The sequence below is a fragment of the Microbulbifer sp. TB1203 genome (genome assembly GCF_030997045.1).
In the GTDB taxonomy this organism is placed as follows: domain Bacteria; phylum Pseudomonadota; class Gammaproteobacteria; order Pseudomonadales; family Cellvibrionaceae; genus Microbulbifer.
Genome location: NZ_CP116899.1, coordinates 4,748,707 through 4,762,172 on the forward strand (window position 1 = coordinate 4,748,707; position 13,466 = coordinate 4,762,172).

Below are 13,466 nucleotides of genomic sequence, written 5' to 3' on the forward strand. Positions count from 1 at the left end.
CTCGATCAGGTAAATTCAGGATGTGGTATCTGTTTCACGGGAGGCGTCCTGTCCTCCAGTCCCACTGAAGGCACCCAGTCCTCGCGGGCCGGACTGCCGCCGCTGCCGGGCTGGATCTTGAACCAGATGGAATACATGGCCGGCAGGAACACCAAGGTAAGAACCGTCCCGGCAAAGGTGCCGCCGATCAGCGTGTAGGCGAGCGTGCCCCAGAACACAGAGTGCGTGAGCGGAATGAAGGCCAGGATCGCCGCCAGCGCGGTCAGGATCACCGGCCGCGCGCGCTGCACGGTGGCCTCCACCACCGCGCGGAAGGGATCCAGTCCCACCTGTTTGTTGTGCTCGATCTGCCCGATCAGGATCAGCGTGTTGCGCATCAGGATTCCCGACAGTGCAATCAGGCCGACCAGCGCATTGATGCCGAACGGCTGCTGGAACAGGAGCAGAGTTGGCACTACACCGATCAGCCCCAGCGGGGCGGTCATGAACACCATGACCATCGCGGAGAAGGAGCGCACCTGGAACATAATGATGAGCAGGGTGGCCGCCAGCATAATGGGGAATATCGGCAACATGGCTTTCATCGCCTTGCCCGATTCCTCGATGGAGCCGGCCTCCTCGACGCGGTAGCCGCCCGGCAGTTTTTCCACAATGGGCTGGAGCTGCCGGGTGATGGCGGTCGAGACATCCGGCGGCTGCAGGCCCTCGGCGATGTCGCCGCGCACGGTGATGGTCGGCATGCGGTCGCGCCGGCGCATAACCGGGTCCTCCATGCGCACCTCCACCTCGCCCACCTGCGACAGCGGGATGCGCTGCCCGTTGGCGCCGGCCAGCGTGAAGTCGCCGATCCTGGCCGGATCGAGCCGGACGTCGCCTGCCGAACGGGCGGTGACCTGCACCGTGCGAATATCCTCGCGCACCGCGGTGACCGGCACGCCGCTGAGCAGGAACTGCAGTTGCTGTGCCACGTCGCTGGAGGTCAGGCCCAAAGCCTGCAAACGGTCCTGCTGCAGGGCGAAGTGCAGCCTGGGCGTGCGCGTGCCCCAGTCGGCGTTGACCGTGCGCATCATCGGGCTGGCGTCCATGACCCCCTGCACTTCAGCGGCGATTGCGCGCAGTTTCTCCGGGTCCGGGCCGGTGACCCGGTAGGCGACCGGGAAGGGCGAATAGGGGCCGAATACCAGTTGGGTGACGCGCACCTGCGCCTCGGGGGCAAGGCCGTCGGCGATGGCCCGGCGCAGCCGGTGTTTCAGCGCCTCGCGCTCTTCCTGGTTGTCGGTGCGGATCACGATCTTGGCAAACGACGGATCGGGCAACTCCGGTCCCATGGCTAAGAAGAAGCGCGGCGCGCCCTGGCCGATATAGGCGGTGACGATCCTGGCCTCTTCCTGCCCGGCCAGCCAGGCTTCCACCTTCGCCGCGGCGGCGCTGGTCTGCGTAATCGAAGAGCCATAGGGCATCTGCACCTCGACCAGCACCTCGGGGCGGTCGGATATCGGGAAGAACTGCTTCTTGACGACGCCCATGCCGAGTATGGCGAGGACGAAGAGACCGGCCACCGAGCCAGCGACCAGCCACTTGCGTGCGATGACGCGCGCCAGCACCCGGCGCAAGCGGTTGTAGCGCGGCGTGTCGTAGATAGCGGCGTGGCCGGCTTCGACTTTTTTGCCCTCGACCTTCTTAAGGTGAGGTAGCAGTTTGAAGCCCAGGTAGGGCGTGAACACCACGGCGACCACCCAGGACGCGATCAGCGCGATGCCGACGATCCAGAACATATTGCTGGTGTATTCGCCCGCGGAGGAGCGGGCGAAGCCGTTGGGCATAAAGCCGACCGCCGTGACCAGCGTGCCCGAGAGCATCGGCGCCGCGGTGAGGCTCCAGGCGTAGGCGGCGGCAGCGGCGCGGCTGAAGCCCTCTTCCATCTTCACCACCATCATTTCGATGGCGATGATGGCGTCGTCCACCAGCAGGCCCAGCGCCAGGATCAGCGACCCCAGGGTGATGCGGTCGAAGTTCTTGCCGGTGGCGAGCATCACCAGGAAGACCACCGCCAGTGTCAGCGGCACGGCCGCGGCGACGACGAGGCCCGCGCGCCAGCCCATGCTCAAAAAACTCACCAGCATGACCACCAGCAATGCGACGAAGAACTTGACCATGAACTCATCGACCGCGGCGCTGATGTTGACGGCCTGGTCCGTGACCTTGGTCAGGCTCATGCCCAGGGGCATCTCGGCGTTGATCGCAGTCACCTCCTCGTCCAGCGCCTTGCCCAGGTCGAGCCCGTTCCAGCCGTCGCGCATGATGATGCCCAGCAGCAGGACCGGCTCGCCGCCGCTGCGAACCAGGAAAGTCGTCGGGTCTTCATAGCCGCGCTTGACGGTGGCGATGTCCGACAGCTTCAGGGTGCGGCCCTGCGCCACCACCGGCGTATCGCGGATCTTCTGCAATTCGTCGAAGGCGCCCTCCAGGCGAATGAACACCTGCGGTCCCTGGGTTTCCACCGAGCCGGCCGGGGTCAGGGCATTCTGGCTGTTGAGCGCGGCGAACACCTGCTGCGGGCTGACGCCGAGCGTGGCCAGGCGCTCATGGGAAAACTCCACATAGATGCGCTCGGACTGCTCGCCGATGATGTTGACCTTCTTCACCCCCGGCACGTGCAGCAGCCGCTGGCGCAGCGTCTCCGCATCGCGTACCAGCAGGCGCTGCGGCTCGCCGTTGGCCTTGAGTGCGAACAGTGCAAAGGTGACGTCCGCGTATTCGTCGTTGACCATGGGCCCGATCACGCCGGTCGGAAGCTCAATGGCCTCGTCGCCGACTTTTTTGCGGGCCTGGTAGAACTGCTCCTGCACTTCCGAAGGCGGTGTGCTGTCGAGCAGGGTCAGGGTCGTGAAGGCCAGGCCGGGCCTGGTATAGGTTTCGGCGCGGTCGTACCAGCGCAGCTCCTGCAGGCGCTTTTCGAGCTTCTCGGCCACCTGGTCCTGCATCTCCTGCGCGGTGGCCCCGGGCCAGGCGGTAACGATGGTCATCACCTTGATCGTGAAGGCGGGGTCTTCCGCGCGGCCCAACTGGAAGAAGGAAACGAGCCCGGCCAGCGAGATCAGGAAGATCAGGAACAGGGTGACGGCGCGCTCGCGTACGGCGAGCGCCGACAGGTTGAATCGATGTTCTTTCACGGGCGGGCTCCCTCTGCCGCGGCCTGGCCGGCCACCCGCACCCGCTCGCCTTCGCGCAGCAGGTGGGCGCCGAGCGCGACTATACGCTCGCCTTGGTTGAGCCCGGCGACGAGCGCGCCATCGTCATCCAGGCTCAGGACCGCGACCGCTCGCCAGTGAACCTCGGCCGGCTCGCCGCTGATGACCCACACGCCCGGCCCCTTGCCCGCGTCGAACAGGGCGCCGATCGGCACCCGAAAGCCGCCCTGCGCGGACGGATTTCCGTCAGCAATCCGGATGGTGACGGTGGTGCCCAACGGCGCCTCGGCCAGTTCTCCCTCCAGCACATAGCGCGCCTCGAAGGTGCGGGTCTGGCGGTCCGCGGTATCCGAGAGCTGCCGCAGCCTGGTGGGAACGGTCACATTTTCTTTGCCGAAGAGCCTGGCCTGCCCGGCGGAACCGATCGCGGGGCGCAGGGTTTCCGGCAACTGGACCACGGCTTCGCGCGGTCCGGCGTGGGCCAGGCGCACCACCACCTGGCCGACGTTGACCACCTGGCCGGGTTCCACCAGCGTTTCCATGACGACCCCATCGGCATCGGCCAGCAGCTCCGCATAGCGGGTCGCATTGCGGGCCACTTCGGCCTGGGCCTCGGCCGCCCTGAGCTGCGCCTCGGCGGCATCCGCCGCCGCCTTGGCCTGGTCGTAGGCCGAAGCCGATATCGCGCCGGTTCCCAGCAGGCGGCGGTATCGGGCCTCATCCTCCGCTGTCTGATGGGCCCGGGCCCGCGCAGCGGTGACCGTTTCCCGCTGCGCATGCGCTGCGAGCTTCAAATCGACGGGGTCGATGCGCATCAGCGGCTGGCCGCGCTGGACGGTTTGCCCCGTATCCACGAGCCGCTCCAGCACCTTGCCGGAGACGCGAAAGCCCAGGTCGCTCTGGACCCGGGCGGCTACGGTCCCCGTGAAGGAGCGCGATGTAGAGGATGTCCCCTGGACGGTGGCGACCCGCACCAGCGGCGCTTCGGTGCGCGGATCGGGTGGCGTTTTCTCGCCGCAGGCGACCAGCGCAAACGGCAATGCGCAGAGGACGGCGGATGAAACGAGGCGACGGCAGAGCATGAGAGTCCCCTTGGTGAACCAGTCAGGGCTCTCACTATGAGTCTGGTGACCAAATTAGTCAACAGTCACTGTTCTATGGGTGATCCATACGTCATGGCGATAGGCTGCGGAGCACCAGACCCGACAGCTGGGCCGGTGCTTCCTCGGTGTAATCGAAGCTGTGTTGCAGGAGCAGCGGGTTGAGATAGGGGCGGATAACGAGATAGATCGCCGCCGCGGTTTCATCGAGGGGCGTCTTGCGCTCGAAATCCCCCGCCTGCCGGCCCTCCTGCAGGATGTCCTGAAGCAATTGCTGGACGCGTTCCTCATAGGCGCGCGCCGCCTGCCAGCCCTCGGAAGCCGCCGCGGCCGCGATCTCATAGAGCTTGCGATCCTCGAAGAACAGGCGAAGGCTCGCCTCGACGATCGCTTTGAACATCCGCCGCAGCTTCTCCGGCGGCCGATCGGCCTCGTCGACCGCCGCCCGGACCTCGGTTTCGATCTCGCGCAGGCAGTTCGCGCAGATCATCTCGCCGATGGCCTGCTTGGACTCGAAGAACTTGTAGATGTACGCCTTGGAAAAGCCGATGGCCTTGGCGAGATCGGAGACGGTGGTCTTCTGGTAGCCGTAACGGCTGAAGTACTCGGTGGCCGCGGCGACGACCTGATCGCGCACATCGTGATCGGCCGGGCCGCGGGACGAAACTGGATAGGTGTTTTCTTTGCTCATGGGGTGCAGCTTACCGCCGGCCTCGAAGATTGACAACGAGTGACCAATACGTAATTTGGTCGCTAATCAACTCTATCTCCTGCTACGGCAGAAGTCCATGCTGGAGCGGTACCTGGGTCAGGCGGTGAGCAGCGGCTCCCAGATGGTGATGGCGCTCAGCCCCACTTCATTTCGCCCTTGGCGACCTTGGCGCCGATTTGCAGGGCGATGCCCATGCCGGCGTCCGGATAGCGCTTGGTCATTGCTGCAATGAGTTCAGCGCTGTCAGCCGCCTTGGCCAACTCCTCTTCGAAGGCCAGGAGGTAGTCCCGGGTATAGGTAATTGCAGAGACGTCGGTTGCCGCTCCGGGAGCCAGATGCCCGGGAATCACGGTGGCCGGTTTGCGCGCTGCCATGGCGTTGAGATTCTTCACCCAGTCTGCGTGAGCCTCCGTGCTAGCCGTGTCTGCCGTCCATACGTGCACACCCGAGAAAACCATGACGCCGCCGAAGATGGCATTGAGCGAGGGTACCCAGAGATAACGGCGGTTGGCCAGGCCATCGGCATCGATGATCTCGATGGTCTCGCCTTCCAGGCTCAGCGTGCGACCATCGAAAGCTTCCGGCAGTACTATGTCAGCCATGGTTTGGGGGCCGTTTTCCTGGAGTTGTGGCCCCCAGGTGGCCAGCTTCTTGTCAACATTGCCCTTGATCGCAGCAATTGTCGCGGGAGCGGCTATCACGCGTGCATCGGGGAATGCCGCCTTGACCGGAGCGAGGCTGAAGTAATAGTCGGGATCACTCTGGCTGATGTAGATGGTGGTCAGCGTCTTCCCGGTAGCCTCGATCGCTTCAGCCAGCGCTTTGCCGTCGGGAAAAGTAAAGCCACCGTCAATAAGAACGGCTTCGCGAGCGCCGGTGATCAATACCGGGGCACGAAAGAAGCCGTTTTCGCCGGCCGGGAAATGCTTCCAGTTCAGACTGGTTTCTGCGGCCAGGGTACTCCCGCTGCCGATAAAGGTCGCTGCAACGCCGGCTGCGGCCATCGTCTTGAGAACATCGCGTCTTGTCTTCATGATTTTCTTCCTCTCTATACAATGAAGTGGAACTGCGGGTGGTTTTCGGGCCTGTAGGCCAAATGATTGTTGTTCAAGCAGCTTTTAACTGATCAATCAACGCTCGGGGGTTGGAGTAGATTGCGCTTGACTGCAGCATCCGGCGCTCTTTCCCGGTGTCGGCGACAAAAACCGGCACACCGCGCGCACCGAGTTCCCACAGGAGAGTTCCTGCCCGGTTAATGCGGATTCGATTCGCTTCGAGAAGATCTGCATCGGGATACTCCACCATCGCGGCGGCCTCATCCAGGCCGAGTGAAGCCAATAGGGAGGCCAGCAATTTCAAGTCAGTTATGTCTTTGCCGTCGACGAAGCGCGCGCGCTGTATCGCCTTGAGGGCTTCCAGTTCCCGTGCCGGGGCCGTCAGTGACACCGCGGTCAGCGCTACGGTGGTGGGGCCACTGTCGAAAAATTGCCGGCGATCTCCGAGCACCTCTTCGCGATAGCGCTCCGTGAAGCTCTGCCCCGTGAGGTGGGCAATACGCTGGTCGTTGCTCCAGGCATAGGCCGCGAAATCGTCGTCCATGGGTCTCGCGCCCTCGCCTGAAAACAGGCCGGTGGGGAGCAATTCAATGGTTGCGCCCGGAACTTCCTCCACAGCAGACAGGGCCGGTGTGGCGCCGTAGCACCAGCCACACAGGGGATCAAACAAATAGCGAAGGGTCGTGTTCATGGCGAATTCCTCTATTGACGGCGCCCATCATAGGGAAGAGGCATTGATCTTTAAATGCACACGTGATACACAATCTGTATGTCAAAAACATACAATCAAAGTGAAGCCGGCTTGGGAGAGTTGGGAAACCTGAGGCGCCTTGTTTACTTTGCCGCGGTCGTGGAAACGGGCTCCTTCACCGCCGCGGCGGAGCGTCTTGGTATCACCAAGGCCGTGGTCAGTCAGCAGGTTGCCCGTCTGGAAAAGGAGTTTCGAACTTCGCTCCTGGTTCGCACTACACGCAAAGTGCAGCCTACCGAGGCAGGACAAGCCTTTTATCAGCGCTGCGCCGCCATTTTGCGTGAAGCGGAAGATGCTTTCGGTGAATTGGCCGAAGCGCAGGGGGAGCCCGCCGGTACCCTGCGGCTGACAGCGCCCTTCGACTATGGGATCAGCGTGGTGGTGCCGGCTATCGCCGTGTTTGCCAAACGTTACCCAAATTGCAAAGTGGATGCAGTCTTGAGTGATCGCACACTCGACCTGATGTCCAGCAATATCGAACTCTCGATTCGTGTTGGCTGGCTCAATGAATCCAATTTGCAAGCCCGACAAATCGGAACCTTCCGCCAGCTGCTGGTCGCCCCACCGGCAATGCGATCCGAGATTGAACGGCTCACTGGTCCGGCGGATATTGCCGGACTGCCTTTTGTCGCCAATACGGCCCTGCGCGACCCCTTGCGCTGGAGTTTTTCCCTGAACGAGATCGAGCGCCGGAATGTCAGTGTGCAGGCGTCCATATTTTTGGATACCACCCTCGCGGTGGGCGAAGCCGTACGCCAGGGCGCGGGCCTCTCAGTGCTGCCGGACTATGCGGTTGCAGACGATCTCGAAGCCGGGCGCCTGCTGCAGGTACTGCCGCAATGGTCTCTTCCCGCCGGGGGCATTCATGCTGTTTTTCCATCAGCTCGCTTTCGTCCGGCAAAAGTGCGTGCTTTTGTCGAGGTACTGAGCCGTGAAGAGAAGCTGCGCTACTCAACAAAAGCTTCACGTTCCTGATGTCCGCAAAAAAAACCGGCACAAGTTCGGCGAGGGAAAGGAATATTAACCCGACAATAAAAATTGCCGGATTAATAGTGGTGCTCCTATCGTTACCGGGAGACGTTCCTCCCGACTTGGAAAGGTATTCGCGAGATTCCAGACAGGCTCTTATACAGCTTGTCCGGAATCGCGAAGGGCGCCCTTCAGTGCGACGAACTCGAGCCAGGCAAGGGCTGCAACGGCAAGCGCCTGTATACCTATAAAAGCGATGCCGAAAATATTCACTGAGATCAATCCGGAAATGAGCGCCAGGCTCCCGGCCACCCAAAGTCCATTCCCCGCGATCACTAACCAGACAGCCGGGGGGCGGTGGAGCCAAAACAAAGCGACCAGCAACATAAAAACAGCGATGGGAAACAGACTGAAGCCGGCATAAATCAGCAATAGCTCCGGGATCTGTGTCAGGCTGCCAATGGAATCGTGGGCCAGTGTAAGGAGGATACCCATAGCGGCGCATGTCACGGCGTCGGCAAGCAGAATCTGGCGAAGGGAAATGGGAAGTCTGGCATTTGGCATAAAGCCTCCTCGTGAAGGATGAATAACACTTCTTTCGAACTTCTGCCGTCAACTATCTAACTTCCATGAAGGGAAATCGATTACGTTAGAAGTAATAGGAGCCAGCAATTTGGCGTGTTACTGTTCGAATATGAACACTGCATCCAATTCGATCGGTCCTCTGATTCGCGAGTGGCGCCGACGCCGGTCGCTGAGCCAGCTTGCTCTTGCGGCCGAAGCAGAGGTCTCCCAGCGGCATTTGAGCTTTATTGAGTCCGGTCGCAGTGTGCCAAGCCGCGATATGATCATCCGTCTGTCCGAACGACTTTCCATTCCGATGCGGGAACGCAATAAACTGCTGGTCGCTGCCGGGTTCGCACCGGTTTACCGGGAGCGAGCCGCGGATGACCCTGAGCTTCACGCGGCGCATAGTGCCGTGGAGCGGATACTAAAAGGCCATGAGCCGTTTCCGGCGCTGGCTGTCGATCGGCACTGGACGCTGGTTTATGCCAATCGTATGGTCCCGCAACTGCTTGAAGGGGTCGATGAATCACTGGTGCAGACGCCGGCCAACGTTCTACGTCTCAGCCTGCATCCTCAGGGGCTGGCGTCGCGAATAGTGAACTTTCGCGAATGGCGCGAACACATCCTCGTCCGGCTCGCAAATCAAATTGACGTCACTGCTGATTCGACATTGATGGCTCTGCAAGAGGAATTGAAAACCTATCCAATGCCACCGGGGTCGAAACCCTTTCGGTCAAGCGAGCAGTCGAACTATGGCAAAATCGCTGTCCCGCTGCAGATTTCCACAAGGCTGGGCGTCTTGTCTCTTATCAGCACAACAACCGTGTTCGGGACAGCGCTCGATATAACCATGTCGGAACTCGCCATTGAATCCTTCTTCCCGGCCGACGAGGCCACCGCCGACAGACTGACGGCCTTGTACAAGGCGGCAACTTAAGACCATTGTGCGCCAATCTAACCCTCGATCAGCCCGCGCTCCACGAATACCTCCCGAGCCGCAAAAGCTCCATTCAGTGCGGCGGGAAAACCCGCGTAGACGGCCATCTGGATAATGACCTCGATAACCTCCTGAGGAGTACAGCCCACATTCAGCGCCCCATGGATATGCACCTTCAACTGCGGCGCCGCATTGCCCATGGCCGTCAGTGCGGCGACGGTGGCGATCTCCCGCGATTTCAGGTCCAGCCCGGGGCGGCTGTAGATATCCCCGAACGGAAATTCGATGGTGTAGCGCCCCAGGTCCGGGGCGATACTTTTCAGGGATTCGATAACCCGCTCACCCGCCTCCCCGTCGATTTCCCTGAGTTTTTCCCAGCCTCGCTGAAATCGCTCGTTGTTGTCCGCATTCATGTTTTGCTCCCAAAGATGTGAAGATTGAATGGGTTCACAACCGGCCAGGCTGCTGTGTCCGCAGGCCACTGCGGTCAGCAGTGCCGCGGTGCGCAGAAAGTCTCTTCTTCCGCGATTGCCAGGAGATGGATTCTCGTCTTTCACTGGCCGCTGCTCCCGTCGATAGGTTCAGCAGCAGCCTAAAGGTTGGAGTCGACTCTAAGTCAAGGGGGTTTTATGCCCGCTTATCGCGGACTGATAGAGAGCGATTTTTTCACGGAGTTTGTCCAGATGGCGCTGCTGTTCGGCGAGATTTTTTTCAAGTGTGGCGGCGTGCTGTTCGAGAAGCGTCTGTCGCTCTTCCAGGGTCGATTCACCCTGTTCCCTGAGGTTGGCGTAGCGGTGGATCTGCTTCAAGGGCATTCCAGTTTCCTTCAGCCGCTGCACAAAGCTGATCCAGGAGATGTTTTTTTCGGAAAAGTCGCGGTGGCCGTTGGGAAAGCGCCGGATATCGCGCAGCAACCCGATCTTTTCGTAGTAGCGGACAGTGTGCGGGCTGATGCCCGCGCGCCTGGCAAATTCCTTAACATTCATACGGCTTCTCTCCCGGTTGCCATGGGGATTGAGGATAGGGAATAAAAAAGCCGGCACAAGGCCGGCGAGGGATGCAGACTCCGACAAGCGCGTCGAAATCGTCAGGCGAGGGCCAGTTTGGTAGGCTCGTGAGCGGCGGTAGCCTCCTCCGGATCGGTTTCCGGCTTGCGCTCGGTCGCGATCAGCGAGTAGAACACCGGCACCACGAACAGGGTGAACAGGGTTCCCAGGACCATGCCGGTGACCAGCACGGTGCCGATGCTGTTGCGCGCCTCGGCGCCGGGTCCGGAGACCAGCACCAGTGGCAGGTGGCCGAACACAGTGGCGGCGGAGGTCATCAGCACCGGGCGCAGGCGGGTCAGGGAGGCCTCGCGCAGCGCCGCCATCTTGGCCAGGCCGCGGCTTTGCAGGGTGTTGGCGAACTCGACGATCAGGATGCCGTTCTTGGCGATCAACCCCACCAGTGTGATCAGACCCACCTGCGAGTAGATATTCAGGGTGGTGAAGTCCATAAAGGTGAACAGCAGCGCGCCGGAGATGGCCAGCGGTACCGAGCCGAGCAGCACGATCAGCGGATCGCGGAAGCTCTGGAACTGGGCCGACAGCACCAGGTAGATCAGCAGCACCGCAAAGCCCAGGGTGGCGGCCAGGGTGCCGCTCTCCTGGCGGATCTGGCGCGACTCGCCGGCGTGGTCAATCACCGTGTGCGCGCCGCCCGCGCTCATAGCGGCCTCTTCCAGTACCCGCAGTCCCTCCTCCTTGGTGACCCCGGCACTGACGCCGCCGAAGATGCGCACCGCGTTGCGCTGCTGGAAGCGGTGCAGGGCGCGGGGCGCGGTGGTGGTCTCGATGCGGGTGAAGGTGGAGACCGGCACCAACTCGCCGCCGGGACCGCGGATCTTCAGGTCCAGCAGCGGCGACAAGGTGGCCCGGTCTTCGTCGCCCACCTGCGGAATTACCTTGTAACTGCGGTCGTAGTAGTTGAAGCGGTTCACGTAGCCGCCGCCGAGCAGGGTGCCGAGTTCCTGGGCCACGCCCGCCAGGTCCAGGCCCAGGTCGGCCACCCGCTCCCGGTCGAGCACCACGCGGGCTTCGGGCAGGTCTATCTTGAGGTCGCTGTCCACGTACAGGAATTTGCCGCTGGCCCAGCCGGCGTTGATCACCTGCTGGGCCAGCGCCTGCATTTCCTCCAGCGGCGCGTCGCTGAGCAGCACCATTTCCACGTCGTACATGCCCGGGGTGGGCAGCGGCGCATCCAGGCTGGGGAAGACGCGCAGCCCCGGAATCTGGGACACCGCGGCGTAGACGTCGCCGAACATCTCCGCGGTGGATCGCTCGCGCTCGGTCCAGTCTTTGGCAACCAGGCCCCCGAAGCCGCCCCAGGCCGAGGTCAGCGACCAATTGAAATCGGTCTCCGGCAGGGCAGTGATGGCCTTGGCCACTTCCTGGGAGTGCCGGTTGGTGGCGGCCAGGGTGGAGTCCGGCGCGGCTTCGAAGAACAGGCTGATATGGCTCTGGTCCTCCACCGGCGCCAGTTCCTTTTTCGAGAAGTGGTGCAGCGGCCAGGCGCCCGCGGTCACGATCAGCGCCGCCGCCACCACTGCCCAGCGCATGGACAGGGCGGAATCCAATGCGCGGGCGTAGAACCGGCTCACCGCGTCGAAGATGCGGTTGACGCGAATCGTCAGCCAGGCCTCCTTGCCGTGGGGATGCACGAAGCGCGAACTCATCACCGGCGACAGGGTCAGGGCGACGAAACCGGACACCACCACCGCGGCCGCCAGGGTGATGGCGAATTCCAGGAACAACGCTCCAGTTAGACCGCCCTGGAAGGCGATGGGGGTATACACGGTGGCCAGGGTAATGGTCATGGCGATCACCGGCCCGCGCAATTCCCGCGCGCCGGCCAGCGCCGCCGCCACCCGCGATTTGCCCGCGCGCACGTGTCGCTCGACGTTTTCCACCACCACGATGGCGTCGTCCACCACCAGCCCCACCGACAGCACTATGGCCAGCAGGCTCAGCAGGTTGAGGCTGAAGCCGGCGCAGTACATCACCAACCCGGCGCCCACCAGGGACACCGGCATGGCGATCAGCGGCACCAGCGCGGTGCGGATCGAACCCATAAACAGGTAGACCACCAGGCCGACGATCAGGATGGTCTCCACCAGGGTTTTGTTGATCTCCTCCAGGGCATCGCGCATAAACATGGTGCCGTCCCACACCAGGCGCATCTCCACGTCCTGGGGTAGGGTGGGGCGGATGCGCTCCATCTCGTCCTTCAGCCGCTGCGCCACTTCCAGTTCATTGGAGCCCACCAGCGGCCAGACTCCCAGATAGACGTTTTCCTGGGTGTTGTACTTGGCCACCATTTCCGCTTCTTCCGCGCCCAGCTCCACCCGGGCCACGTCCCGCAGGCGCACGGTGGCGCCCTGGCGCTCGGCGACGATCAGGTTGGCGAATTCCTCCACCGAGCGCAGGTCGGTGTTGGCCAGCAGGTTCACCTGTACCAGCTCGCCCTTGGTGCGGCCCACGGCGGCGAGATAGTTGTTGCGCCGCAGGGCGGCGTGCACGTCGCCGGGGGAGAGGTTCAGCGCCGCCAGGCGGTCCGGGTCTATCCACACCCGCATGGCGACTTGCTGCGCGCCCTCGAAGGTGACCCGCTGCACGCCTTCCAGGGTCGACAGCTGCGGCTGCAGTGTGCGCGACAGCCAGTCGGTCAGCGCCGGCACGGAGCGTTCGGAAGAGGTGAAACCTAAATAGAAAGTGGCGTAGGGCCGGTCGGCCCGCTGCACCTCTACCACCGGCGGCTCCGCCTCCGCCGGCAGTTCTGAGCGCACCTGCTGCAGGCGCGCGGTGACCTCGGCCAGCGCCGCGGTACTGTCGTGGTTGAGCTGCAGGTGCACGGTGACCGTGCTCACCCCGGCGCGGCTGGTGGAATCGATATGGTCCACCCCGCTGATGGCGGCGACGGCGCGCTCGATGGGGGTGGTGAGGAAGCCGCGCACTGTTTCTGCGCCGGCGCCGGTGTAGACGGTGGTCACTATCACCGAGGAACTCTGCAGGGTCGGGTACTGCTGCACCGGCAGCGACGACAGGGCCCGCCAGCCGACTACCAGCAGCAGGAGATTGGCTACCAGCGCCAGCACCGGGTGGCGGATGAAAACATCGGTAAACGCACGCATGGGAAGTTTTCCT

Annotated in this window: 11 protein-coding genes; 2 read left to right on the top strand and 9 right to left on the bottom strand. The window is 62.7% G+C overall.

Going from position 1 to position 13,466, the window contains the following annotated elements:
* Nucleotides 1–5: 5 nt before the first annotated feature.
* The 5 genes from PP263_RS20080 to PP263_RS20100 all read right to left on the bottom strand — a co-directional run bounded on the left by PP263_RS20080 (nucleotide 6) and on the right by PP263_RS20100 (nucleotide 6,749).
* Nucleotides 6–3,173 carry an efflux RND transporter permease subunit gene (locus PP263_RS20080; RefSeq protein WP_308365810.1) on the bottom strand — a complete coding sequence of 1,056 codons (3,168 nt, stop codon included), beginning with the start codon at nucleotides 3,171–3,173 and terminating at the stop codon, nucleotides 6–8.
* Entirely contained in the window at nucleotides 3,170–4,273 is a 1,104-nt protein-coding gene (locus PP263_RS20085; protein ID WP_308365812.1) for an efflux RND transporter periplasmic adaptor subunit, read from the bottom strand. Before PP263_RS20085 ends, PP263_RS20080 begins: the two co-directional genes overlap by 4 nt.
* Nucleotides 4,274–4,364: 91 nt before the next feature.
* Nucleotides 4,365–4,982, bottom strand: a complete 618-nt coding sequence (locus PP263_RS20090) for a TetR/AcrR family transcriptional regulator (RefSeq protein WP_308365813.1) — start codon at nucleotides 4,980–4,982, stop codon at nucleotides 4,365–4,367.
* A gap of 155 nt (nucleotides 4,983–5,137) precedes the next feature.
* Nucleotides 5,138–6,037 (bottom strand): MBL fold metallo-hydrolase, encoded by a 900-nt coding sequence (locus PP263_RS20095; RefSeq protein WP_308365814.1) that lies wholly within the window; start codon nucleotides 6,035–6,037, stop codon nucleotides 5,138–5,140.
* A 73-nt stretch (nucleotides 6,038–6,110) separates the two neighbouring features.
* Nucleotides 6,111–6,749: a DsbA family protein gene (locus tag PP263_RS20100; protein WP_308365815.1), complete on the bottom strand. Its 639-nt coding sequence runs from the start codon at nucleotides 6,747–6,749 to the stop codon at nucleotides 6,111–6,113.
* A 78-nt stretch (nucleotides 6,750–6,827) separates the two neighbouring features.
* Between PP263_RS20100 and PP263_RS20105 the strand changes: the two genes are divergently transcribed.
* Nucleotides 6,828–7,784 (top strand): LysR family transcriptional regulator, encoded by a 957-nt coding sequence (locus PP263_RS20105; protein WP_308365817.1) that lies wholly within the window; start codon nucleotides 6,828–6,830, stop codon nucleotides 7,782–7,784.
* Between the two features lie 150 nt (nucleotides 7,785–7,934).
* On the opposite strand, the gene PP263_RS20110 is transcribed toward PP263_RS20105, so the two are convergent.
* On the bottom strand, nucleotides 7,935–8,342 hold the full coding sequence (locus PP263_RS20110) for a hypothetical protein (RefSeq protein WP_308365818.1): 408 nt from the start codon (nucleotides 8,340–8,342) through the stop codon (nucleotides 7,935–7,937).
* A 130-nt stretch (nucleotides 8,343–8,472) separates the two neighbouring features.
* Between PP263_RS20110 and PP263_RS20115 the strand changes: the two genes are divergently transcribed.
* On the top strand, nucleotides 8,473–9,282 hold the full coding sequence (locus PP263_RS20115) for a helix-turn-helix transcriptional regulator (protein WP_308365819.1): 810 nt from the start codon (nucleotides 8,473–8,475) through the stop codon (nucleotides 9,280–9,282).
* A gap of 17 nt (nucleotides 9,283–9,299) precedes the next feature.
* Here the strand turns inward: PP263_RS20115 and PP263_RS20120 are convergent, their stop codons facing one another.
* From PP263_RS20120 to PP263_RS20130, 3 genes are all read right to left on the bottom strand, one after another.
* Complete coding sequence (locus tag PP263_RS20120; RefSeq protein WP_374693680.1) at nucleotides 9,300–9,839, bottom strand: carboxymuconolactone decarboxylase family protein; 540 nt, start codon at nucleotides 9,837–9,839, stop codon at nucleotides 9,300–9,302.
* A gap of 54 nt (nucleotides 9,840–9,893) precedes the next feature.
* A complete protein-coding gene (locus PP263_RS20125) occupies nucleotides 9,894–10,268 on the bottom strand; it encodes a MerR family transcriptional regulator (RefSeq protein ID WP_308365820.1) in 375 nt (124 codons plus the stop codon).
* Between the two features lie 101 nt (nucleotides 10,269–10,369).
* Nucleotides 10,370–13,453: an efflux RND transporter permease subunit gene (locus tag PP263_RS20130; protein WP_308365821.1), complete on the bottom strand. Its 3,084-nt coding sequence runs from the start codon at nucleotides 13,451–13,453 to the stop codon at nucleotides 10,370–10,372.
* Nucleotides 13,454–13,466 lie beyond the last annotated feature (13 nt).

What these genes read in the sequence shown, in the direction of transcription:
- PP263_RS20085 (WP_308365812.1), bottom strand. Translation starts at nt 4,273, where the DNA reads ATGCTCTGCCGTCGCCTCGTTTCATCCGCCGTCCTCTGCGCATTGCCG.
- PP263_RS20090 (WP_308365813.1), bottom strand. Translation starts at nt 4,982, where the DNA reads ATGAGCAAAGAAAACACCTATCCAGTTTCGTCCCGCGGCCCGGCCGAT.
- PP263_RS20095 (WP_308365814.1), bottom strand. Translation starts at nt 6,037, where the DNA reads ATGAAGACAAGACGCGATGTTCTCAAGACGATGGCCGCAGCCGGCGTT.
- PP263_RS20100 (WP_308365815.1), bottom strand. Translation starts at nt 6,749, where the DNA reads ATGAACACGACCCTTCGCTATTTGTTTGATCCCCTGTGTGGCTGGTGC.
- PP263_RS20105 (WP_308365817.1), top strand. Translation starts at nt 6,828, where the DNA reads ATGTCAAAAACATACAATCAAAGTGAAGCCGGCTTGGGAGAGTTGGGA.
- PP263_RS20110 (WP_308365818.1), bottom strand. Translation starts at nt 8,342, where the DNA reads ATGCCAAATGCCAGACTTCCCATTTCCCTTCGCCAGATTCTGCTTGCC.
- PP263_RS20115 (WP_308365819.1), top strand. Translation starts at nt 8,473, where the DNA reads ATGAACACTGCATCCAATTCGATCGGTCCTCTGATTCGCGAGTGGCGC.
- PP263_RS20125 (WP_308365820.1), bottom strand. Translation starts at nt 10,268, where the DNA reads ATGAATGTTAAGGAATTTGCCAGGCGCGCGGGCATCAGCCCGCACACT.
- PP263_RS20130 (WP_308365821.1), bottom strand. Translation starts at nt 13,453, where the DNA reads ATGCGTGCGTTTACCGATGTTTTCATCCGCCACCCGGTGCTGGCGCTG.